This window comes from Rhizobium etli 8C-3, from assembly GCF_001908375.1.
GTDB classification, from domain to species: Bacteria; Pseudomonadota; Alphaproteobacteria; order Rhizobiales; family Rhizobiaceae; genus Rhizobium; species Rhizobium etli_B.
Map to the genome: position 1 here is coordinate 1,865,603 of NZ_CP017241.1, position 21,139 is coordinate 1,886,741.

21 protein-coding genes are annotated in these 21,139 nt (G+C 60.2%); 18 read left to right on the plus strand and 3 right to left on the minus strand.

Going from position 1 to position 21,139, the window contains the following annotated elements; translation table 11 throughout:
* Positions 1–253 precede the first annotated feature (253 nt).
* The 13 genes from eno to AM571_RS09595 all read left to right on the plus strand — a co-directional run bounded on the left by eno (position 254) and on the right by AM571_RS09595 (position 11,371).
* The gene (gene eno, locus AM571_RS09535) at positions 254–1,528 is read left to right on the plus strand and encodes a phosphopyruvate hydratase (RefSeq protein ID WP_074061189.1); all 1,275 of its coding nucleotides are present in this window, start codon (positions 254–256) and stop codon (positions 1,526–1,528) included.
* A 140-nt stretch (positions 1,529–1,668) separates the two neighbouring features.
* Positions 1,669–1,989 carry an FtsB family cell division protein gene (locus AM571_RS09540; protein ID WP_074061190.1) on the plus strand — a complete coding sequence of 107 codons (321 nt, stop codon included), beginning with the start codon at positions 1,669–1,671 and terminating at the stop codon, positions 1,987–1,989.
* A gap of 146 nt (positions 1,990–2,135) precedes the next feature.
* A complete protein-coding gene (pdhA, locus tag AM571_RS09545) occupies positions 2,136–3,182 on the plus strand; it encodes a pyruvate dehydrogenase (acetyl-transferring) E1 component subunit alpha (RefSeq protein WP_074061191.1) in 1,047 nt (348 codons plus the stop codon).
* Positions 3,183–3,197: 15 nt separating this feature from the next.
* Positions 3,198–4,571: a pyruvate dehydrogenase complex E1 component subunit beta gene (locus AM571_RS09550; protein ID WP_074061192.1), complete on the plus strand. Its 1,374-nt coding sequence runs from the start codon at positions 3,198–3,200 to the stop codon at positions 4,569–4,571.
* An 18-nt stretch (positions 4,572–4,589) separates the two neighbouring features.
* Positions 4,590–5,933, plus strand: a complete 1,344-nt coding sequence (locus tag AM571_RS09555; protein WP_074061193.1) for a pyruvate dehydrogenase complex dihydrolipoamide acetyltransferase — start codon at positions 4,590–4,592, stop codon at positions 5,931–5,933.
* Between the two features lie 19 nt (positions 5,934–5,952).
* Positions 5,953–6,594, plus strand: a complete 642-nt coding sequence (locus AM571_RS09560) for an SGNH/GDSL hydrolase family protein (RefSeq protein WP_074061194.1) — start codon at positions 5,953–5,955, stop codon at positions 6,592–6,594.
* A 2-nt stretch (positions 6,595–6,596) separates the two neighbouring features.
* The gene (locus AM571_RS09565) at positions 6,597–7,178 is read left to right on the plus strand and encodes a GNAT family N-acetyltransferase (protein ID WP_074061195.1); all 582 of its coding nucleotides are present in this window, start codon (positions 6,597–6,599) and stop codon (positions 7,176–7,178) included.
* 15 nt (positions 7,179–7,193) lie between these two features.
* Positions 7,194–8,642 (plus strand): dihydrolipoyl dehydrogenase, encoded by a 1,449-nt coding sequence (lpdA, locus tag AM571_RS09570; RefSeq protein WP_074061196.1) that lies wholly within the window; start codon positions 7,194–7,196, stop codon positions 8,640–8,642.
* Between the two features lie 54 nt (positions 8,643–8,696).
* Complete coding sequence (locus tag AM571_RS09575; RefSeq protein WP_074061197.1) at positions 8,697–8,951, plus strand: GlsB/YeaQ/YmgE family stress response membrane protein; 255 nt, start codon at positions 8,697–8,699, stop codon at positions 8,949–8,951.
* Positions 8,952–8,965: 14 nt separating this feature from the next.
* On the plus strand, positions 8,966–9,214 hold the full coding sequence (locus AM571_RS09580; RefSeq protein WP_074061198.1) for a GlsB/YeaQ/YmgE family stress response membrane protein: 249 nt from the start codon (positions 8,966–8,968) through the stop codon (positions 9,212–9,214).
* 95 nt (positions 9,215–9,309) lie between these two features.
* Positions 9,310–10,281 carry a lipoyl synthase gene (lipA, locus tag AM571_RS09585; RefSeq protein ID WP_074061199.1) on the plus strand — a complete coding sequence of 324 codons (972 nt, stop codon included), beginning with the start codon at positions 9,310–9,312 and terminating at the stop codon, positions 10,279–10,281.
* Between the two features lie 67 nt (positions 10,282–10,348).
* Positions 10,349–10,915 (plus strand): AAA family ATPase, encoded by a 567-nt coding sequence (locus tag AM571_RS09590; RefSeq protein WP_074061200.1) that lies wholly within the window; start codon positions 10,349–10,351, stop codon positions 10,913–10,915.
* Positions 10,916–10,924: 9 nt separating this feature from the next.
* Positions 10,925–11,371, plus strand: a complete 447-nt coding sequence (locus AM571_RS09595) for a type II toxin-antitoxin system RatA family toxin (RefSeq protein WP_074061201.1) — start codon at positions 10,925–10,927, stop codon at positions 11,369–11,371.
* Positions 11,372–11,398: 27 nt separating this feature from the next.
* Here AM571_RS09595 and AM571_RS37320 read toward each other — a convergent pair whose 3' ends face one another.
* The 3 genes from AM571_RS37320 to AM571_RS09610 all read right to left on the minus strand — a co-directional run bounded on the left by AM571_RS37320 (position 11,399) and on the right by AM571_RS09610 (position 13,502).
* Positions 11,399–11,707, minus strand: a complete 309-nt coding sequence (locus AM571_RS37320; RefSeq protein ID WP_074063151.1) for a hypothetical protein — start codon at positions 11,705–11,707, stop codon at positions 11,399–11,401.
* Positions 11,708–11,778: 71 nt separating this feature from the next.
* Complete coding sequence (locus tag AM571_RS09605; RefSeq protein ID WP_074061202.1) at positions 11,779–12,285, minus strand: CinA family protein; 507 nt, start codon at positions 12,283–12,285, stop codon at positions 11,779–11,781.
* Entirely contained in the window at positions 12,282–13,502 is a 1,221-nt protein-coding gene (locus tag AM571_RS09610; RefSeq protein WP_074061203.1) for a bifunctional 2-C-methyl-D-erythritol 4-phosphate cytidylyltransferase/2-C-methyl-D-erythritol 2,4-cyclodiphosphate synthase, read from the minus strand. The genes AM571_RS09605 and AM571_RS09610 overlap by 4 nt, the downstream gene beginning before the upstream one ends.
* 145 nt (positions 13,503–13,647) lie before the next feature.
* On the opposite strand from AM571_RS09610, the gene dusB reads away from it, so the two are divergent.
* The 5 genes from dusB (at position 13,648) to AM571_RS09635 (ending at position 21,112) form a co-directional block, all read left to right on the plus strand.
* Positions 13,648–14,670, plus strand: coding sequence for a tRNA dihydrouridine synthase DusB (gene dusB, locus AM571_RS09615; RefSeq protein ID WP_196776316.1), 1,023 nt, complete (start codon positions 13,648–13,650; stop codon positions 14,668–14,670).
* Positions 14,670–15,812: a two-component system sensor histidine kinase NtrB gene (locus tag AM571_RS09620; protein WP_074061205.1), complete on the plus strand. Its 1,143-nt coding sequence runs from the start codon at positions 14,670–14,672 to the stop codon at positions 15,810–15,812. Before dusB ends, AM571_RS09620 begins: the two co-directional genes overlap by 1 nt.
* Positions 15,809–17,260 (plus strand): nitrogen regulation protein NR(I), encoded by a 1,452-nt coding sequence (ntrC, locus tag AM571_RS09625; RefSeq protein WP_074061206.1) that lies wholly within the window; start codon positions 15,809–15,811, stop codon positions 17,258–17,260. Before AM571_RS09620 ends, ntrC begins: the two co-directional genes overlap by 4 nt.
* A 227-nt stretch (positions 17,261–17,487) precedes the next feature.
* Positions 17,488–19,758, plus strand: coding sequence for a sensor histidine kinase NtrY-like (locus AM571_RS09630; protein ID WP_074061207.1), 2,271 nt, complete (start codon positions 17,488–17,490; stop codon positions 19,756–19,758).
* On the plus strand, positions 19,748–21,112 hold the full coding sequence (locus AM571_RS09635) for a sigma-54-dependent transcriptional regulator (protein ID WP_074061208.1): 1,365 nt from the start codon (positions 19,748–19,750) through the stop codon (positions 21,110–21,112). Before AM571_RS09630 ends, AM571_RS09635 begins: the two co-directional genes overlap by 11 nt.
* Positions 21,113–21,139 lie beyond the last annotated feature (27 nt).

Below are 21,139 nucleotides of genomic sequence, written 5' to 3' on the forward strand. Positions count from 1 at the left end.
TTTCCTCACTGGGTATAATTGTAATATTGATTGGTTACCGACCGATAAATTTACAGCCGCATCGAAAGTGTGAGGGGCCCAAAAGCCGCGGCCGGCAGGGATCGATCAGGTGGCGAACGGCTTCTTCAAAAGCCTGACATATTCGGGCGATAGGCCATGCCATGCCGTGTGTCGTCGGTGTGGCATTGTAATTTGCGTGCCTTCGATTAAACAGGCTTCGAACGAATTATCACCCACCGAGCAGGAAGAGATCATGACTGCAATTACCGACATTATCGCCCGCGAGATTCTCGACAGCCGTGGCAATCCGACCGTTGAAGTCGATGTCTATCTCGAAGACGGCAGTATGGGCCGTGCGGCTGTGCCGTCCGGCGCCTCGACCGGTGCGCATGAGGCCGTCGAAGTTCGCGACGGCGGCAAGCGCTATCTCGGCAAGGGTGTTGAAAAGGCCGTCGAGGCTGCCAACACGGAAATCTTCGACTCGATCGGCGGCATCGATGCCGAGAACCAGATCCAGATCGACAACATCATGATCGAACTGGACGGCACGCCGAACAAGTCTCGCCTCGGCGCCAATGCCATCCTCGGCGTATCGCTTGCCGTCGCCAAGGCCGCCGCCCAGGCCGCCGGCCTGCCGCTCTATCGATATGTTGGCGGTGCCAGCGCGCATCTGCTGCCGGTTCCGATGATGAACATCATCAACGGCGGCGCGCATGCCGACAATCCAATCGACTTCCAGGAATTCATGATCATGCCGGTCGGCGCCGATTCGATCCGCGAAGCGGTTCGCATGGGCTCGGAAGTCTTCCACGTCCTCAAGAAGGAGCTCTCTGCCCAGGGGCACAACACCAATGTTGGCGACGAGGGCGGCTTTGCACCGGGCTTGAAGAGCGCGCCCGAAGCGCTCGACTTCATCATGAAGTCGATCGAGAAAGCCGGCTACAAGCCGGGCGATGACATCTACCTCGGTCTCGATTGCGCTTCGACGGAATTCTTCAAGGACGGCAAGTATGTGCTGGAAGGAGAGGGCCGCACGCTTGAATCGGGCGCCATGGCTGAATACCTCGCCGATCTCGCCGGCAAGTACCCGATCATCTCGATCGAAGACGGCATGGCTGAAGACGACTGGGACGGCTGGAAGGCCCTGACTGATCTTGCAGGCAAGACGGTGCAGTTGGTGGGCGACGATCTTTTCGTCACGAACTCGGAGCGCCTGCGCGACGGTATCCGCATGGGTGTCGCCAACTCGATCCTCGTGAAGGTCAACCAGATCGGATCGCTGACCGAAACGCTCGACGCCGTCAACACCGCCCACAAGGCAGCCTATACCGCCGTCATGTCGCACCGCTCGGGCGAGACCGAAGACTCTACGATCGCCGATCTCGCCGTCGCGACCAATTGCGGTCAGATCAAGACCGGGTCGCTGTCGCGCTCCGATCGTCTGGCGAAGTACAACCAGCTGATCCGCATCGAGGAGGGCCTTGGTCCGCAGGCTCGCTACGCTGGACGCTCGATTATCCGCGGCTGAAAGCCCTTAAAAATCAGATGCTTGAAACCCGCGCTTCACCGGCGCGGGTTTTTTGTCGATCTGATTTCACAGTCAACGGACGGTTAATCTCTCATGCGTAAGCTCCCATAAAGGTAATGCGTTTCAGAGCACGTGCGGGTATGTGGACAAAGCATCATAAGAAGAGAAAGATCGGCCGGTTCGTCATTCCGGCCATGACGGTCGCTTTTCTCTCCTATTTCGGTTATCACTGCATTCACGGAGACTATGGTCTGCGGGCCACGGAAGGCTTCGAGAAGCGCCGGACTGCGCGTGAACGTGAGCTTGCGGTCTTGAAGGAGAAACGCGAACATCTGGAACAGCAAGTCGCGCTGTTGAGTGATGGCTCGCTCGACAAGGACATGCTGGACGAAAAAGCCCGCTACCAATTGAACATGTCGCGGGCCGACGAAATCGTCATATTCAACTCCTACACCAATTAACCAGAAATCGGTTAATTGGTGTTTATGTAGCTTTATCAATAATTTAAACTAGAATACGTGCCATGCATTTATGGCATTGCTGTGGCTAAATTTCTTCCCTATGGTACGCGCCACCTAAGAAACGACAAACCCATAGGGAGGGTTGAATGGCGCCGCGAAAGACCGCGACCGTTTCCAGCCGCAAAACCAGCGCAAAACCTCAGAGCAAGCAATCGAATGGCGCGGCTATCGCCGATTTCGACCGTGATACCGAACTTAAGGCCTATCGCGAAATGCTGCTCATACGGCGTTTCGAGGAAAAGGCAGGCCAGCTGTACGGCATGGGCTTCATCGGCGGTTTCTGTCACCTTTATATCGGCCAGGAAGCCGTTGTCGTCGGCATGCAGTTCGCGCTCAAGGAAGGCGACCAGGTCATCACCGGCTACCGCGATCACGGCCATATGCTGGCGACCGGCATGAGCGCGCGCGGCGTGATGGCGGAACTGACGGGACGCAGAGGGGGCTATTCCAAGGGGAAGGGCGGCTCCATGCACATGTTCTCCAAGGAAAAGCATTTCTACGGCGGCCACGGCATCGTCGGCGCCCAGGTTTCGCTCGGTACCGGACTCGCCTTCGCCAACAGATATCGCGGCAATGACAATGTCAGCGTCGCCTATTTCGGAGACGGAGCGGCCAACCAGGGTCAGGTCTACGAAAGCTTCAACATGGCGCAGCTCTGGAAGCTGCCCGTCATCTACGTGATAGAGAATAACCGCTACGCCATGGGCACCTCGACCGCCCGCGCGACCGCGCAGGCTGATTTTTCCAAGCGGGGCGTGTCCTTCGGCATTCCGGGCATGCAGGTGGACGGCATGGACGTGCGCGCCGTCAAGGCTGCTGCCGACGAAGCGATCGAGTACTGCCGTTCCGGCAAGGGTCCGATGATCCTCGAAATGCTGACCTATCGCTATCGCGGCCATTCGATGTCCGACCCGGCGAAGTATCGTTCGAAGGACGAAGTCCAGAAGATGCGCTCCGAATCCGATCCGATCGAGCAGGTGCGCCTGCGCCTCATCGAGAAGGGCTGGGCGTCGGAAGAAGACCTGAAGTCCATCGACAAGGACGTGCGTGATATCGTCGCCGACAGCGCCGATTTCGCCCAGGCCGATCCGGAGCCGGATGTATCCGAGCTCTACACCGACATTCTGCTATAATCGGGGAGGGAACCCATGCCTATCGATATCCTCATGCCCGCCCTCTCTCCGACGATGGAAGAAGGCACGCTGTCCAAATGGCTCAAGAAGGAAGGCGACAAGGTTGCTTCCGGTGACGTCATCGCCGAAATCGAAACCGACAAGGCGACGATGGAGGTCGAAGCCGTCGACGAGGGCGTGATCGGCAAGCTCCTGGTCCCGGCCGGTACCGAAAACGTCAAGGTGAACGCCAAGATCGCCGTGCTGCTGCAGGACGGCGAATCGGCCTCGGACATCTCCACGGCTGCTCCCGCCGCACCGCCGGCTCCGGCTCCCCAGGCCGAGGAAAAGCCGGCCACCCAGGCGCCCGTTCCGGCAGAGCCCAAGGCTTTCGTTCCAACCGATCCGGAAATCCCGACGGGCACCGAGATGGTGTCGACGACCGTTCGCGAAGCGCTTCGCGACGCCATGGCCGAAGAAATGCGCGCCGACGAGAGCGTCTTCGTCATGGGCGAGGAAGTTGCCGAATATCAGGGCGCCTACAAGGTAACCCAGGGCCTCTTGCAGGAGTTCGGCCCGCGCCGCGTGGTCGATACCCCGATCACCGAGCACGGCTTTGCCGGCGTCGGCGTCGGCGCTGCGATGGCCGGCCTACGGCCGATCGTCGAATTCATGACGTTCAACTTCGCCATGCAGGCGATAGACCAGATCATCAATTCCGCCGCCAAGACACTCTACATGTCTGGTGGCCAGATGGGCGCACCGATGGTCTTTCGCGGCCCGAACGGCGCGGCTGCCCGCGTTGCCGCCCAGCACAGCCAGGACTACGCCGCCTGGTACTCGAGCATTCCGGGCCTCAAGGTTGTCATGCCGTACACGGCATCGGACGCCAAGGGCCTGCTAAAGGCCGCCATCCGCGATCCGAACCCCGTCATCTTCCTCGAGAACGAAATCCTTTACGGCCAGCACTTCGACGTGCCGAAGCTCGATAACTTCGTTCTGCCGATCGGCAAGGCCCGAATCCACCGTCCCGGCAAGGATGCGACGGTCGTTTCATGGGGCATTGGCATGACCTATGCCACGAAGGCGGCCGCCGAACTCGAAAAACTCGGCATCGACATCGAACTGATCGACCTTCGCACCATCCGACCGATGGATCTGCCGACCGTCATTGAATCGGTGAAGAAGACGGGACGCCTGGTCACCGTCGAGGAAGGATATCCCCAGTCGTCCGTCGGCACAGAAATCGCCACCCGCGTCATGCAGCAGGCCTTCGACTATCTCGATGCACCGATCCTGACGATTGCCGGAAAGGACGTTCCAATGCCCTATGCCGCCAACCTCGAGAAGCTGGCTCTGCCGAACGTCGGCGAAGTCGTCGATGCGGTGAAGGCCGTTTGCTACAAATAACAAGGGGAGGGTATTTCGATGCCTATCAACATCACGATGCCAGCCCTTTCTCCGACGATGGAAGAAGGCAATCTGGCCAAGTGGCTGGTCAGGGAAGGCGACGCCGTCAAGTCCGGCGATGTGATCGCCGAGATCGAGACAGACAAGGCGACAATGGAAGTCGAAGCCGTCGATGAGGGCACGATTGCCAAGATCGTGGTTCCGGCGGGTACGGAAGGCGTTAAGGTCAACGCGCTGATCGCGGTTCTTGCCGGCGAAGGCGAGGACGTTGCTGCGGCTGCAAGCAGCGCGGGTTCGGCCGCTTCGGCTCCTCGCGATGAAGTTGGCAAAGGTGGCGCGCCTACCGCTGCCCCGCTTGCCGCAAATGCCAATGTGAGCCCGAATGCTGAGGTGGCGCTGCAGGCCGCCCCGAAGGACGAGGGCGGCACGCGCACCTTCTCCTCGCCACTCGCGCGGCGTCTGGCCAAGGAAGCCGGTATAGATCTTTCCGCAATTGCCGGTTCCGGCCCGCGCGGCCGTGTGGTTAAGAGCGATGTCGAGGCCGCCGTCGCCGATGGCGGCGTTAAAGCGGCTCCCGTTGCTGTGGCGCAGCAGGCTGCCGCGGCCCCGGCTCCGGCCAAGGGTGCACCGGAAGAGGCTGTTCTCAAGCTCTTCGAGCCAGGTTCCTACGAGCTGGTGGCGCATGACGGCATGCGCAAGACGATTGCCCGCCGCCTGGTGGAATCCAAGCAGACCATCCCGCATTTCTACGTCACCGTCGATTGCGAACTGGACGCGCTGCTGGCGCTTCGTGCCCAGCTCAACGATTCGGCCCCACGCAAGGATAATGCTCCCGCCTACAAGCTGTCTGTCAACGACATGGTCATCAAGGCGTTGGCGCTCGCGTTGCGAGACGTTCCGGACGCGAATGTGTCCTGGACGGAAAACAACATGGTCAAGCACAAGCATGCCGATGTCGGCGTCGCCGTCTCCATTCCGGGCGGGCTGATCACCCCGATCGTCCGCAAGGCTGAAGGAAAGACGCTGTCCGTCATCTCCAACGAGATGCGTGATCTCGGCAAGCGCGCCAAGGACCGCAAGCTGAAACCTGAGGAATACCAGGGCGGCACGACTTCGGTCTCGAACATGGGCATGATGGGGGTGAAGGACTTCGCAGCCGTCGTCAACCCGCCGCATGCGACGATCCTTGCGGTCGGCGCCGGCGAGCAGCGCGTCATCGTAAAAAAGGGCGAAATGGCGATCGCCACCGTGATGAGCGTCACGCTTTCGACCGACCACCGTTGCGTCGACGGTGCGCTCGGCGCCGAGTTGCTGCAGGCCTTCAAGGGCTATATCGAAAACCCGATGAGCATGCTTGTCTGATCATTGAGCGGAGACGGAAATGACGAAGACCGTTCTTTGCTATGGCGACTCGCTGACCTGGGGCTACGATCCGGTTTCGCTGGGTCGGCATGCCTATGAGGACCGCTGGCCATGCGTGCTGCAGGCAGCGCTTGGCAATGCGGCGCATGTCATTCCGGAAGGCTTGAATGGCCGGACGACCGCTTTCGACGACCATCTCGCCGATTGCGACCGCAACGGTGCACGCGTCCTGCCGACGATCCTGCAGACGCATGCGCCGCTTGATCTCGTCATCATCATGCTCGGAACCAACGACATGAAGTCGGTCGTGGCGGGATCGGCTTTTGCCGCCTGCCAGGGCATCGGCCGTCTGGTGCGCCTGATCCGCAATCATGCCTGGCCCTTCGAATTCGATGGGCCCGACATCCTGATCATAGCACCGCCGGCGATCTGCGAGACGGGTAACGTGCCTTTTGCCGCTTCGTTCCCGGGCGGGATCGAGGAATCGGCAAAACTTGCAACCCTTTACCGTGACCTTGCCGATGAACTCGGCTGCGGTTTCTTCGACGGCAACTCCGTCGCGAAGACGACGCCGATCGACGGCATCCATCTCGATGCGGAAAATACCCGCGCTCTCGGGCGCGGGCTGGAATCGACAGTTCGGATGATGCTGGGGCTCTGAACATGGCCTCTTTCGCCGCGCTGCGGCCGGCAGAACGGCGGGACGCGGCGGAGCTTGCCATCCTCGTGGACATTGGCTCGCACGGCTTTGCTTCTTGGCTTTGGTTGGCGGAGATGGCGGGCAGCAGCGCCGACACGCCGCTGGAGCGCGGCCGGATGAAGATGAGCCGTGACGGCGCTTGGGGCAATTGGGAGAGTGCAGTGATTGCCGAGGCTTATGGCGAGGTTGCCGGAACGGCGGTGGGCTATCAGCTTGGCGAAGAGATCAGAGCGCTCGCGACGGATCGTCCGGCGCTGGAGCCTGTAATAGCGCTACAGAAGCAGGCGGCTGGAAACTGGTTCATCGGCACGCTGGCCGTCTATCGCCATCTGCGCGGCATCGGCATCGGGATGCGATTGCTGGGCGACCAGATCGAGAAAGCGGGAGACCGGGCCGTCAGCCTGATCACCGCAAGTGATAATGAGGCAGCGCTCGCGCTGTACGAGAAGAATGGATTTTCGCAAGCCGCCCGCGCTGAAGCCGTGGCGCTTTTCGAAGACAGCAGGAAACACGAGTGGGTGCTTTTGACCCGCCTCGCCGGATAAAAAGGGCAGGAAAACATGGCTGAGAATTACGACGTCATCATCATCGGCTCCGGTCCGGGCGGCTATGTCGCCGCCGTGCGTGCCGGCCAGCTTGGTCTGAAGACCGCGATCGTCGAACGCGAGCACCTGGGCGGCATCTGCCTGAACTGGGGCTGCATTCCCACCAAGGCGTTGCTGCGCTCCGCCGAAATTCTCGACCATTCCAATCATTTGAAGGATTACGGCCTCATTCTCGAAGGCAAGGTCAGTGCCGATTTAAAGGCGGTTGTTGGCCGTTCGCGCGGCGTTTCCGCACGCCTCAATGGCGGCGTCGGCTTTCTGATGAAGAAAAACAAGGTGGATGTGATCTGGGGCGAAGCCAAGATCACCAAGCCCGGTGAGATCGTCGTCTCCAAGTCCTCCAAGCCGGTTGTTGAGCCGCAGCATCCGCTGCCGAAGAACATCAAGAGCCAGGAAGGCACTTACACCGCCAAGCATATCATTATTGCGACCGGCGCCCGTCCGCGCGCGCTGCCGGGCATCGAGCCGGACGGCAAGCTTATCTGGACCTATTTCGAAGCGCTGAAGCCGGATGTCTTGCCAAAGTCCCTGATCGTCATGGGTTCTGGCGCCATCGGCATCGAATTTGCGAGCTTCTACCGCTCGATGGGTGTCGATGTGACCGTCGTCGAAGTCCTGCCGACGATCATGCCGGTCGAGGATGCGGAAGTGACCGCCATCGCCCGCAAACAGCTGGAAAAGCGCGGCATGAAGATCTTCACGAGCGCCAAGGTGGCGAAGGTCGAGAAGGGAGCCGGCAGCATAACGGCCCATGTCGAGACGGCTGACGGCAAGATCCAGCAGATCACTGCGGACCGCATGATCTCGGCCGTCGGCGTGCAGGGCAATATCGAGAATCTCGGTCTCGAAACACTGGGCGTGAAGACGGATCGCGGCTGCGTGGTAATCGACGGCTATGGCAAGACCAACGTTCCGGGCATCTACGCGATTGGCGATGTCGCCGGCCCGCCGATGCTGGCCCACAAGGCCGAACATGAGGGCGTTGTCTGCGTCGAAAAGCTCGCCGGCTTGCCGAATGTTCATCCGACCGACAAGGGCAAGGTTCCGGGCTGCACCTACTGCCAGCCGCAGGTCGCCTCTGTTGGCCTGACGGAAGCCAAGGCCAAGGAACTGGGCCGCGACATCCGCGTTGGCCGCTTCTCTTTCGCCGCAAACGGCAAGGCGATCGCGCTTGGCGAGGACCAGGGCCTCTGCAAGGTGATCTTCGACAAGAAGACCGGCGAACTCCTCGGAGCGCATATGGTTGGCGCTGAGGTAACCGAACTGATCCAGGGCTTCGTCGTCGCGATGAACCTCGAGACGACCGAGGAAGAACTGATGCACACGATCTTCCCGCATCCGACCGTCTCCGAATCGATGAAGGAAGCTGTGCTGGACGCTTACGGACGGGTGTTGAACGCCTGATAATTTCCCTTTCCGCCCTCTATCCGAAGGTGGAAACAACGAAAGGAAATCATCATGTCTATGGAGATACAGGCATTGCTTGTCTTCCTCCTGATCGGACTCGTGGCGGGCTTCCTCGCAAGCTTGGTCGTCGGCGGAAGCGGATTGATACGCTGCCTGCTCAGTGGCATCATCGGCGCGTTCGTGGGCGGGTTTCTGTTCAACGCGCTGGGAATATCGCTTGGCATTGAAAATGCATTGGTCGTGCAGATCATTCACGCCACAGTCGGCGCCATGATCGTGGTGTTGATTGCCAGGGCGATAGCTTAAGGAAAACGATGATTATGGAAGGCGTCGGCTGGATAGCGGCAATCATCATCGGCGGTCTGGCAGGCTGGCTCGCCGGAAAGCTGATGGAAGCGCGATACGGCATTGTGCTGAACATCGTGCTCGGCATCGTCGGATCGGTGGTCGCGACCGCCGTCCTGGCGCAGTTCCAAATCGAAGTGGCCGCAGGACGGCTCGGTTACTTTGTCACCGGCTTCCTCGGCGCCTGCCTGCTGATATTCATCGCCCGCCTCGTGCGGCGATAAATGCACATCATGGTTCGAATTGTAAGGTTCGAGCAAAACCCTTATGTGCAGACGGATGACGAAGCCGCATGGGGCGGCGGAAAGTTGATACTGCAATGGTAACCATTCTCGACACGATCAATTCCGACGCCAAGCGCGTGCGGCATCCGGAAAAGGCGAACCGCCCCGATACGGAAGTCATGCGCAAGCCGGACTGGATCCGCGTCAAGGCGCCGACCTCGAAGGGTTATGCCGAAACCCGCGCCATCGTGAAGGAAAACAACCTCGTCACCGTCTGCGAAGAGGCCGGCTGCCCGAATATTGGCGAGTGCTGGGACAAGAAGCACGCGACCTTCATGATCATGGGCGAGATCTGTACCCGCGCCTGTGCGTTCTGCAACGTCTCGACTGGCAAGCCGAACGCACTCGACATGGCAGAGCCTGAAAACGTCGCCAAGGCCGTGAAGGAGATGGGCCTTTCCCACGTCGTCATCACCTCGGTTGACCGCGACGACCTGGAAGACGGCGGCGCTGAACATTTCGAGAAGGTGATCTTTGCGATCCGAGCCGCCTCGCCAGCAACCACGATCGAAATCCTGACGCCGGACTTCCTGCGCAAGCCGGGCGCGCTGGAGCGCGTCGTCGCCGCCAAGCCGGATGTCTTCAACCACAATCTGGAAACCGTGCCGTCGAATTACCTGACAGTCCGTCCCGGCGCCCGCTATTTCCACTCCATTCGCCTGCTGCAGCGCGTGAAGGAACTGGACCCGACGATGTTCACGAAGTCCGGCATCATGGTTGGCCTTGGCGAAGAGCGCAACGAAGTGCTCCAATTGATGGACGACCTGCGAACCGCCGACGTCGACTTCCTGACAATCGGCCAGTACCTGCAGCCGACCCGCAAGCACCACAAGATCGAGAAGTTCGTGACGCCGGATGAATTCAAGTCTTATGAAACCGTCGCCTACACCAAGGGCTTCCTGATGGTGGCATCGAGCCCGCTCACCCGATCCTCGCACCACGCCGGCGACGACTTCGCCCGGTTGAGGGCGGCACGCGAAAAGAAACTGTTGATGGCGGCGGAATAATCAACGAAAGCTTGCATTCTTTGAAAGCCGCGGCGATCCTCCCGCGGCTTTTTCGTTAGAGGATGCCATGGCCTGGTTGAGCGATGTCAGGGATGCTGCCCATCGGTTGAAGACGGCTGATCGCGTACTGGTCATTGGCTGTTCCGGCGGCGGCAAGACCAGGCTTGCGCGGACGATTGCAACGCGCTTCAGCCTGCCTTTCGTTTCCATGGATCGCGAGTTCTTCTGGCTGCCGGGGTGGATCGCACGCGCTAGACCGGAGCAGCGCGCGCTGATAGCCGAACGGATCAAGGGAGATCGCTGGATCATGGACGGAACCAACACGTCCAGCCTTGATCTCCGGCTGCCGCGGACCGATATCGTCTTGTGGGTCCGCATGCCGCGGCTGATGTGCCTTTGGGGCGCCGTCAGCCGCTGGCTGAAGTGGATCGGGCGCACACGGCCGGAAATGACGCCGGGATGCCCGGAGAAGATCGATCTCGAATTCCTGGGCTACATCTGGAACTTCGAGAACAAGCACTCGCCCATGGTTCTCGCCGCCATGGCCGCCCACGGGCCCGATGTGCCGGTTCTCCAGCTAAAAACACGCCGTCAGATACGCGAGCTTCTTGATCTTCTCGGTTCTGCCGCTTAACTGCCGATCATGCCGCAATTCGAAACGCATCACCGCGTCCCGCACTCCGCCGATCAGATGTTCGACCTCGTGGCCGACGTAGAACGCTATCCCGAATTCCTGCCACTCTGCGAAGCCCTGAGCATCCGCAGCTGCAAGGAACGCGACGGCAAGATCTTGCTGATTGCCGACATGACTGTCGGCTACAAGGCGATTCGCGAGACCTTCACCACGCAGGTGCTGCTCAACAAGGGGGAGCGCTTCATCGACGTCAAATATATCGATGGTCCTTTCCGGTATCTCGACAATCGCTGGCGCTTTGAAGAGGCCGGTGGTGACGGCTGTACCATCCATTTCTTCATCGACTACGAGTTCAAGAGCCGGATCCTTGGTGCGCTGATGGGCTCGATGTTCGACCGCGCCTTCCGCATGTTTTCCGAGGCCTTCGAAAAGAGGGCGGAAGCGATCTACCGGTAGCCGTCAGACGGCGCGTCCGGGCAGCTGTTACCGATCGAAGAAATGATCGAAATACCGATTTGCCGGATAGGCATATGCCCCCCGATCGATAAAGTTGCGCCGCGACAGGCAACTTCTCAGGGCCGCGTTGTAAACGAGGCTGAACGGATTGGGCGACCCTCTTCGCCAGGACATCGCCTCGTATTGGCAATATCCAAGAGCCCGATCGTATTTCGCCAGCAAGACCGGATCAGAATCGACGCGGATTCCATGATAGGTCTGATAGTTTGACGGGGCCTCGGCAGCCGATACGCAGCCCAGGCTCAAAACAACTCCCATTGCGGCCAGATATCTCATCGACGTAACCCCTTGCGCAAAGAAATCCGGCATAGGAACGGGCGCCAGTGCTCTTTGTTCCAAGCGCAGGATTACGCCCGGCTTTCCTGGAGTTCGATCAACATTTCCAGTGCGGTTTGTACAGTTGCAAGCCGCACCTTGCCGCGGCCGATATCGCCATAGAGCATCTTGCGGCGGATAAGCTCCCCGTTGCGCGATTTCGCCGCCAGATAAACCAGTCCGACCGGCTTTTCCGGCGAGCCCCCGCTCGGCCCGGCAATTCCGGTCACGGCGACCGCGACGTCGGCGCGGGAGCGGAAAAGGGCGCCGTGGGCCATTTGCACCGCAGTCTCCTCGGAGACGGCACCGAAGCTTTCGAGCGTGCGTTCTTGGACGCCGAGCATCTCGATCTTAGCGGTATTGGTATAGGTGACGAAACCGCGATCGAAGACTGATGAGGAGCCAGAGATCTCGGTGAGCGCGCCGGCGATCAGCCCGCCGGTGCAGGATTCAGCAGTTGAGATCATCTTCTTTGCCGTCGTGAACTCGCAGATGATGTTCTGTGCGAGCGAGAGGATGTCGGCCGTGAACATACTCACCCCTTTGCTGCGCGATAGACGACGGTTGCAGTTGCGATCGCCGCAATGCCCTCGCGGCGGCCGACGAAGCCGATGGTCTCGTTCGTCGTTGCCTTCACTGAGCAGCGGTCGATCGAAATATCCAGAAATTCCGAAAGATTGGTCCGCATCGCGTCGCGGTAAGGGCCGACTTTCGGCGCTTCGGCAACGAGCGAGACGTCGGCATTCATGATCGTGCCTCCGCGATTGCGCACGATTTTCGCCGCATGTTCGAGGAAGATGCGCGAGGCGGCACCCTTCCATTGTGGGTCCGAAGGCGGGAAGTGATCGCCGATATCGCCTGCGCCGCAGGTGGCAAGCAGCGCGTCCGTCAGGGCGTGCAGCGCGACGTCTGCATCCGAATGGCCCTTGAGCCGCTGGTCGTGCGGGATGAAGACGCCGCACAGCGTGACCCCATCGCCGGCTTCCAACTGATGCACGTCGTAGCCGTTGCCGGTGCGCACGTCGGGCAGCTGCGATGACGTAAGCCGGTCGTCGGCAAGGGTGATATCCCGTTTGACCGTCAGTTTCACGTTGTCGGCAGCACCTTCGACAATCGTGACGGGAATCCCCGCCCATTCGGCGATTGATGCGTCGTCTGTGAAATCCATGCGACCGATCTCGCTTGCCTTTTCATGCGCCGACAGGATGGTGTCGAAGGCAAAAGATTGCGGCGTCTGGGCCGCGAAAAGATGCTCGCGTGACACCGTTTCGAGGACCGTACCGGTAGCGTCCGCCCGCTTCAGCGTGTCGGCAACAGGCATTGCCGGTAGCACCGCCGGCGCACCGCCGGCAAGTATGTCGGCGATTCGATCGAGGAGTTGGTGGTCGAAGAAGGGGCGAACGGCGTCATGAATGAGAACATGCGTAATGCCTTTGTCTTTCAGGTGCCTCAGTCCGGCGAGAACGGACTGCTGTCGTGTTGCACCGCCGTGGACAGCTTCGATCGGCGTGGTCGACAGCAGCTGGCGAAATACCTTTGCGACCAGCGCGTCGTCGTCAGGATGGACGACGACGACGATGTGGGTGGCGTGCTCCCATGTCATGAATTTTTCAAGCGTATGCGTGATAACCGGCTTTCCGCCGATCAGGCGATATTGCTTAGGACCCTCTTCATGCGAACCCGCCCGCTCGCCGCGGCCGGCAGCGACGATGACAATTCCAGCCGAGATCGGTTGCTTCGAATGCATTTGCGGCATAAATCCCTAAAAATGTGCGGACAGCGGCGCGACTGCTCTATCGCCTTCGCGGTTCGCTTTCCAGCATCTGCCCAAAAAATATCAATTCTCACCGAAGCCTCTTGGCAAGCCCTCTTAGTATGGCTAAAAATAGTGCAGCAGTATCGTGTGCCTGAAAGATAATCAATTGCATCCAATAAATCTTGCGGCGCCTTTGCAGATCGGAAACGTCTCCGTGCGCAACCGCGTTGTGCTGGCCCCGATGTCCGGCGTCACCGACATGCCTTTCAGGCAACTCGCCTGGCGCCATGGGGCGGGCCTGGTCGTAACCGAGATGGTAGCGAGCAGGGAGCTTATAAACAGCACGGCCGAATCATGGTCGCGATTGAGGGCTGCCGGCTTCAGGCCGCATATGGTTCAGCTCGCCGGCCGCGAGGCGCATTGGATGGCGCAGGCGGCCAAGATTGCGGCCGATAGTGGCGCCGACATCATCGATATCAATATGGGTTGTCCGGCCAAGAAGGTGATCGGCGGCTATTCCGGCTCGGCGCTGATGCGTGACCCCGATCATGCATTGAGCCTTATCGAGGCAACCGTGAAGGCGGTCGATATTCCGGTGACGCTGAAGATGCGGCTCGGCTGGGACGATAATTCGATTAACGCACCACAGATCGCCAAGCGTGCCGAAGATGCAGGGGTAAGGCTGGTCACCATTCACGGCCGTACGCGCATGCAGTTTTACGAAGGCAAGGCGAATTGGGACGCGATCCGTGCCGTTCGCAACGCAATTTCGGTTCCGCTGATCGCGAACGGCGATGTCGACACACAGGCAGATGCGCAGGAGATCCTTCGCCGCTCGGGCGCGGATATGGTGATGATCGGCCGTGGTTGTCAGGGGCGGCCATGGCATGCAGGCGTGCTCGCTGGCTCAGCTGCGCCGTCGCCTGAAACAATACCGGACATTGCAGTCGAGCACTACGAAATGATGCTGGATTTTTATGGCGAGGCCACGGCTATCCGCCATGCGCGCAAGCACCTCGGCTGGTATCTGGAGCGCTTCGCACCGTCGCTGCCGGTTTCGCAGAAGGCGGAAATCATGACATCGCATAGACGGGCAGAAGTTGTCGCGCGCCTTCGCGATGCGCTGGCGGCCGGTTTGGAAATTTCAAAAGGCCGGGAGGCAGCCTAATGGATAAGGTTCAAGCCGATCATACCGGCGGCGTTGCGATGGCAGTGCTGAACGCGATTCAAAATCCGGTGGTGATGGTCGACGAGGCAGGCTTGATCGCCTTCGCGAACTGGGAGGCGGAATCGTTTTTCGGCGCCAGCGCGTCGCACCTCGCCCGTTACAAGATCTCCACCTTCATTCCGTTCGGAAGCCCGCTACTGGCCCTGATCGATCAGGTGCGGGAGCGCAGGGCGCCGGTCAACGAATACCGCGTCGATCTGAGTTCGCCCCGCCTTGGTCAGGACAAGCTTGTCGATATCTACGTCGCGCCGGTGATCAGTGAACCCGGCTCCGTCGTCGTGGTGTTCCAGGAGCGTTCGATGGCCGACAAGATCGACCGTCAGCTGACGCACCGTGCGGCTGCCCGGTCGGTGACGGGCCTTGCATCCATGCTGGCCCACGAAATCAAGAACCCGCTCTCGGGCATTCGTGGTGCCGCCCAGCTTCTTGAGCAGTCGGTGGTCGATGAGGACCGCGCGCTGACGAGGCTCATTTGCGACGAGACAGACCGCATCGTGTCGCTGGTCGATCGCATGGAGGTTTTCTCCGACGAACGCCCTGTCGATCGTCTGCCCGTCAACATCCATTCGGTGCTCGACCACGTGAAGGCGGTGGCAAGGGCAGGCTTTGCCCGGCACATCCGCATCACAGAGAATTACGACCCGTCGCTGCCTGCAGTTTATGCCAACCGCGACCAGCTCGTGCAGGTCTTCCTCAACCTCGTGAAGAATGCAGCCGAAGCGGTCGCAGACCGGCAGGACGGCGAGATCATGCTGACGACGGCCTATCGCCCCGGCATCCGCCTTTCTGTCGCCGGAACGCGCGAGAAAATCTCGCTGCCGCTGGAGTTCTGCGTGCAGGACAACGGTCCCGGAGTGCCGTCTGACTTGCTGCCGCATCTCTTCGATCCGTTCATCACCACGAAGACGAACGGCAGCGGCCTTGGCCTTGCACTTGTCGCCAAGATCATCGGCGATCACGGCGGCATCATCGAATGCGACAGCCAGAACAACAAGACGACGTTCCGCGTCCTTATGCCGGCTTCCAAGGATGCTTCGGCCGATGATGCGGCAATTGCAAACCCAACAGGAACTTCTCGATGACAGCAACGATCCTCGTGGCGGATGATGACGCGGCCATCCGTACCGTGCTAAACCAGGCGCTCAGCCGTGCAGGTTATGATGTTCGCATCACCTCCAATGCCGCCACGCTCTGGCGCTGGGTGTCGGCTGGCGAGGGCGATCTGGTCGTGACTGACGTGGTGATGCCGGACGAGAATGCCTTCGATCTGCTTCCGAGAATCAAGAAGGCTCGTCCTGAGCTGCCGGTGCTCGTCATGAGCGCGCAGAACACCTTCATGACGGCCATCAAAGCGTCTGAGAAGGGCGCTTACGACTATCTTCCAAAGCCCTTCGACCTGACGGAACTCATCGGCATTATCGGTCGCGCGCTCGCAGAGCCGAAGAAGAAGCCTGCCAAGCTCGACGAAGACATGCAGGACGGCATGCCGCTTGTCGGCCGTTCGGCGGCCATGCAGGAAATCTATCGCGTGCTCGCCCGCCTCATGCAAACCGACCTGACGCTGATGATCACGGGCGAATCCGGGACCGGAAAGGAGCTTGTGGCCCGCGCGCTGCACGATTACGGCAAGCGCCGCAACGGACCCTTTGTGGCGATCAACATGGCAGCCATCCCTCGTGACCTCATCGAATCCGAGCTCTTCGGTCACGAAAAGGGTGCCTTTACCGGCGCGCAGAACCGTTCCACCGGCCGCTTCGAACAGGCCGAAGGCGGCACGCTCTTCCTCGATGAAATCGGCGATATGCCGATGGACGCACAAACGCGTCTTTTGCGCGTCCTGCAGCAGGGCGAATATACGACCGTCGGCGGGCGTACGCCGATCCGCACGGACGTCCGCATCGTGGCGGCGACCAACAAGGACCTGAAGCAGGCAATCAACCAGGGGCTCTTCCGCGAGGATCTCTATTACCGCTTGAACGTCGTCCCGCTGCGCCTTCCGCCGTTGCGCGACCGAGCCGAGGATATCCCCGACCTTGTTCGGCACTTCATTCAGCAGGCCGAAAAGGAAGGGCTCGGTACCAAGAGGTTTGACCAGGAAGCTATCGAGTTGATGAAGGCCTATGCCTGGCCGGGCAATGTGCGCGAGTTGGAGAACCTTATCCGCCGATTGGTGGCACTTTATCCACAGGACGTGATCACCCGCGAGATAATCGAAGCCGAGCTTCGTTCAGACGTGCCGGACAGCCCGATCGACAAGGGGCCGATCCGTGCGGGATCGATGACGATTGCTCAGGCGGTGGAAGAAAACATGCGAACCTATTTCGCAAGTTTCGGCGACAATCTGCCGCCTCCGGGCCTTTACGATCGGGTGCTGACGGAACTGGAATATCCGCTGATCCTCGCCGCATTGACGGCCACGCGCGGCAATCAGATCAAAGCGGCGGATTTGCTCGGACTGAACCGCAATACGCTGCGCAAAAAGATCCGCGAACTCGGCGTCTCCGTTTACAGAAGCTCTCGAACAGCTTGACAAGGCTGCAGCCCGCGTTGCATTTTCGCCACAATGCGTTGCTTAAAGGTCACGCATAGGGTTTGGACTTCGCCATTCGCATCGAGGCTGCTGAAGCTCATGTTTCAGGCTGTCCGGCGCCGTTTCAGCAGATGGCTGAGACGCCGGGAGCTTTGCATGCATGGCGATCATATCCATTCGATGAACCGTGACATACCGGCTCTTCTGCCGCTTGGAGTGATGACTTAATGAAGCAGGAAGCGCCACCGCCTGCGGCAGATGGCGACACGGTCTCGACCGTTACCGATCGCCGTGCGCTGTTTGCGCTGCCGGGTCTCGTCCTGGCCGGGGGCGCTTTGCTCTGTGCGACGCTGACGCTCTTCATTCTGCTGGGTGTAACGCCGATCGACCCGACCACCCGCGTCGTCATCACTTCGGTCGTGGTGAATTCCTTCTTCGTGCTTGCATTGATAGCGCTGATCGGACGTGAAGTTGCGCGGTTGCTCAAAGCGCGCACGCGCGGGCGCGCCGCTGCCCGCTTGCACATCCGGATCGTTGTCCTGTTCTCGATCGTCGCCATCACGCCGGCGATCCTGGTGGCGATCTTTGCAAGTATCACGCTGAATGCCGGGCTCGACCGCTGGTTCGCGCTGCGCACGCAATCCATCGTCAGTTCGTCGCGCAATATCGGCCAAGCTTACATGATGGAGAACGCCAGCTATCTGCAGGGGCAGACCATCTCCATGGCGAACGACCTGGAACGCAACCGGGTGCTTTATAACCTCGACCGCACAGGCTTCGGAGAGTTGATGACGCGTCAGGCGCGGGGGCGCGGGCTTTTGGGCGCATTCCTGGTTGAAAGCGACGGAACTGTCATCGTTCAGGCAGACATCAAGACCGAGAAGCCATTACCCGCCATTCCCCAGGATGCCCTGCAAAAAGCCGCCGCCGGCCAGCCGACGCTCATCCCGCCGGGCGTAACCAACCTCGTCGGCGCCATCATCAAACTCGAGCAGATTCCAAGCGCGTTCCTCTACACCGTTCGCGCCGTCGATCCGAAGGTCATGGGCGCCATGCGCATGATGGAGGAGAATGCGACGGAATACCGTTCCATGGAGGCCGGCCGCGTCTCGCTGCAGATTGCCTTCGCGGTTCTCTATATCGGCTTTGCCCTGATCGTGCTGCTTGCGGCGATCTGGACGGCTATTGCCGTTGCCGACCGGATCGTCCGCCCGATCCGCCTGCTGATCACCGCCGCCGACAGCGTGGCGTCCGGCAACATGGATATCGTCGTGCCTGTTCATGCGGTGGATGGCGACGTTGCAAACCTGTCCCGCACGTTCAACAAGATGATTTCGGAAATCCGCACACAGCGTGACGAGATTCTGGAGGCGAAGGACGAGGTCGACGACCGCCGCCGCTTCATAGAGGCCGTGCTGTCGGGTGTCACCGCCGCAGTGATAGGCGTCGAGAGCGACCGGCGGATCACCATCGTCAACAGTTCGGCCGAGACGCTGATGTCGCTGCCGGCGCGCGAGATGCTCGGGAAGCAGTTGAATGAAATTGCTCCCGAAGTCGATCACGTGCTGACCGAAGCCGCATCGCGCTACCGCGGCGATTTCCGCAAGCAGATTGCCCTTGTACGCGGCGGAACGGTGCGAACGCTGAGCGTGCAGGTCACGCGCGAGGAAGTTCGCGATACGAGCGATTCCTACGTGATCACCCTCGACGACATTACCGATCTCGTGATTGCGCAGCGCTCGACGGCCTGGGGCGACGTGGCAAGACGCATCGCCCATGAAATTAAAAACCCTCTGACGCCGATCCAGCTGTCGGCTGAACGCATCCAGCGCCGTTACGGAAAGCAGATCAATCAGGAGGACCGCGCGGTTTTCGATCAATGTACCGATACGATCATCCGGCAGGTAGGCGATATCGGTCGCATGGTCGACGAGTTCTCGGCCTTTGCACGCATGCCCAAGCCGACGAAGGAAAAGACCGATCTGCGCAATATTCTTCGCGATGCCATCTTTCTGCGCGAGATGGGCAATACGCATGTGAGTTTCCTGCAGGAGTTCGGCGACAAGCCGCTGGAGGGCCAGTTCGACAGCCGCATGTTGGGCCAGGCATTCGGAAATCTGATCAAGAACGCGGTCGAATCCATCGAGGCGGTCCCGAGCGGCGAACGCGATCAACGGAAGGTTCTCGTCAGGGCGTCGCTGGACGAGAGCCGCGACCGCTTCACGGTCGACGTCATCGACAACGGCCGGGGACTGCCGGTGGAGAACCGGCACAGCATCCTGGAGCCCTACATGACGATGCGGGAGAAGGGCACTGGCCTCGGCCTCGCAATCGTCAAGAAGATTATTGAAGAGCATGGCGGGCAGTTGGAACTGCATGATGCGCCCGCCGATTTCGACCAGGGAAGGGGGGCCATGATCCGCGTGCATCTGCCGCGTCTCGAGCCGGTTCCTGCCGCCCCGGCCTCAAATGACAAGGAAAGTGTGTATGGCCTCTGATATTCTCGTCGTCGATGACGAGCACGATATTCGCGAAATCGTTTCCGGCATCCTTTCTGATGAAGGACACGAGACGCGCACCGCGCACGACAGCGACAGCGCGCTCGCCGCGATTTCAGATCGCGCGCCGCGCTTGATTTTCCTTGATATCTGGATGCAGGGCAGCAAACTCGATGGTCTGTCATTGCTGGACGAGATCAAGACGCGCCATCCCGACATCCCGGTCGTAATGATTTCGGGCCACGGCAATATCGAAACGGCTGTTTCCGCCATCAAACGCGGCGCCTTCGATTTCATCGAGAAGCCCTTCAAGGCAGATCGCCTGATCTTGATTGCCGAACGGGCGCTGGAGAACTCGAAGCTGAAGCGGGAGGTATCCGAGCTGAAGCGGCGCGCAGGCGACGCCGTCGAGCTGATCGGCACTTCGGTCGCGGTCTCGCAGCTTCGCCAGACGATCGAAAAGGTCGCGCCGACCAACAGCCGCATCATGATCTTCGGTGCATCCGGCTCCGGCAAGGAACTGGTGGCGCGGATGATCCACAAGAAGTCGGCGCGCGCAAACGGCCCGTTCGTGGCCTTGAACGCTGCGAACATTACGCCGGAGCGCATGGAAGTCGCTCTCTTCGGGACGGAAGGCTCCCCTGGCCAAGCGCGCAAGACCGGGGCGCTGGAAGAGGCCCACCGTGGCATTCTCTATCTTGATGAAGTCGGCGAAATGCCGCGCGAGACGCAGAACAAGATCCTTCGCGTGCTTGTCGACCAGCAGTTCGAACGCGTCGGCGGATCGAAGCGCGTGAAGGTGGATGTCCGTATCATCTCGTCGACGGCTTACAATCTGGAGAGCCGCATTGCCGAAGGCTGGTTCCGCGAGGATCTTTACCATCGCCTCGCAGTCGTTCCCGTTCGCGTGCCGGCCTTGGCGGAACGCCGCGAGGACATCCCGTTCCTTGTCGATCAGTTGATGCGTCAGATTTCCGAGCAGGCCGGCATCCGTCTGCGCCGTATCGGCGACGATGCAATGGCGGTGCTGCAGGCTCATGACTGGCCAGGCAACATCCGCCAGCTGCGCAACAATATCGAACGTCTGATGATCCTTGCCCGCTCGGACGGCCCGGATGCGCCGATCACAGCCGACATGCTGCCGACGGACCTCGGCGACATGCTGCCCAAGGTGTCTGCCAAGAACGACTACCACATCATGACGCTTCCGTTGCGCGAAGCCCGCGAGATGTTCGAGAAGGATTATCTGATGGCGCAGATCAACCGCTTCGGCGGCAATATCTCGCGCACCGCGGAATTCGTCGGCATGGAGCGCTCGGCGCTTCATCGTAAGCTGAAGTCGCTCGGCGTCTGATTGCTGCGGCGCAGTTTTCTGCGCCGG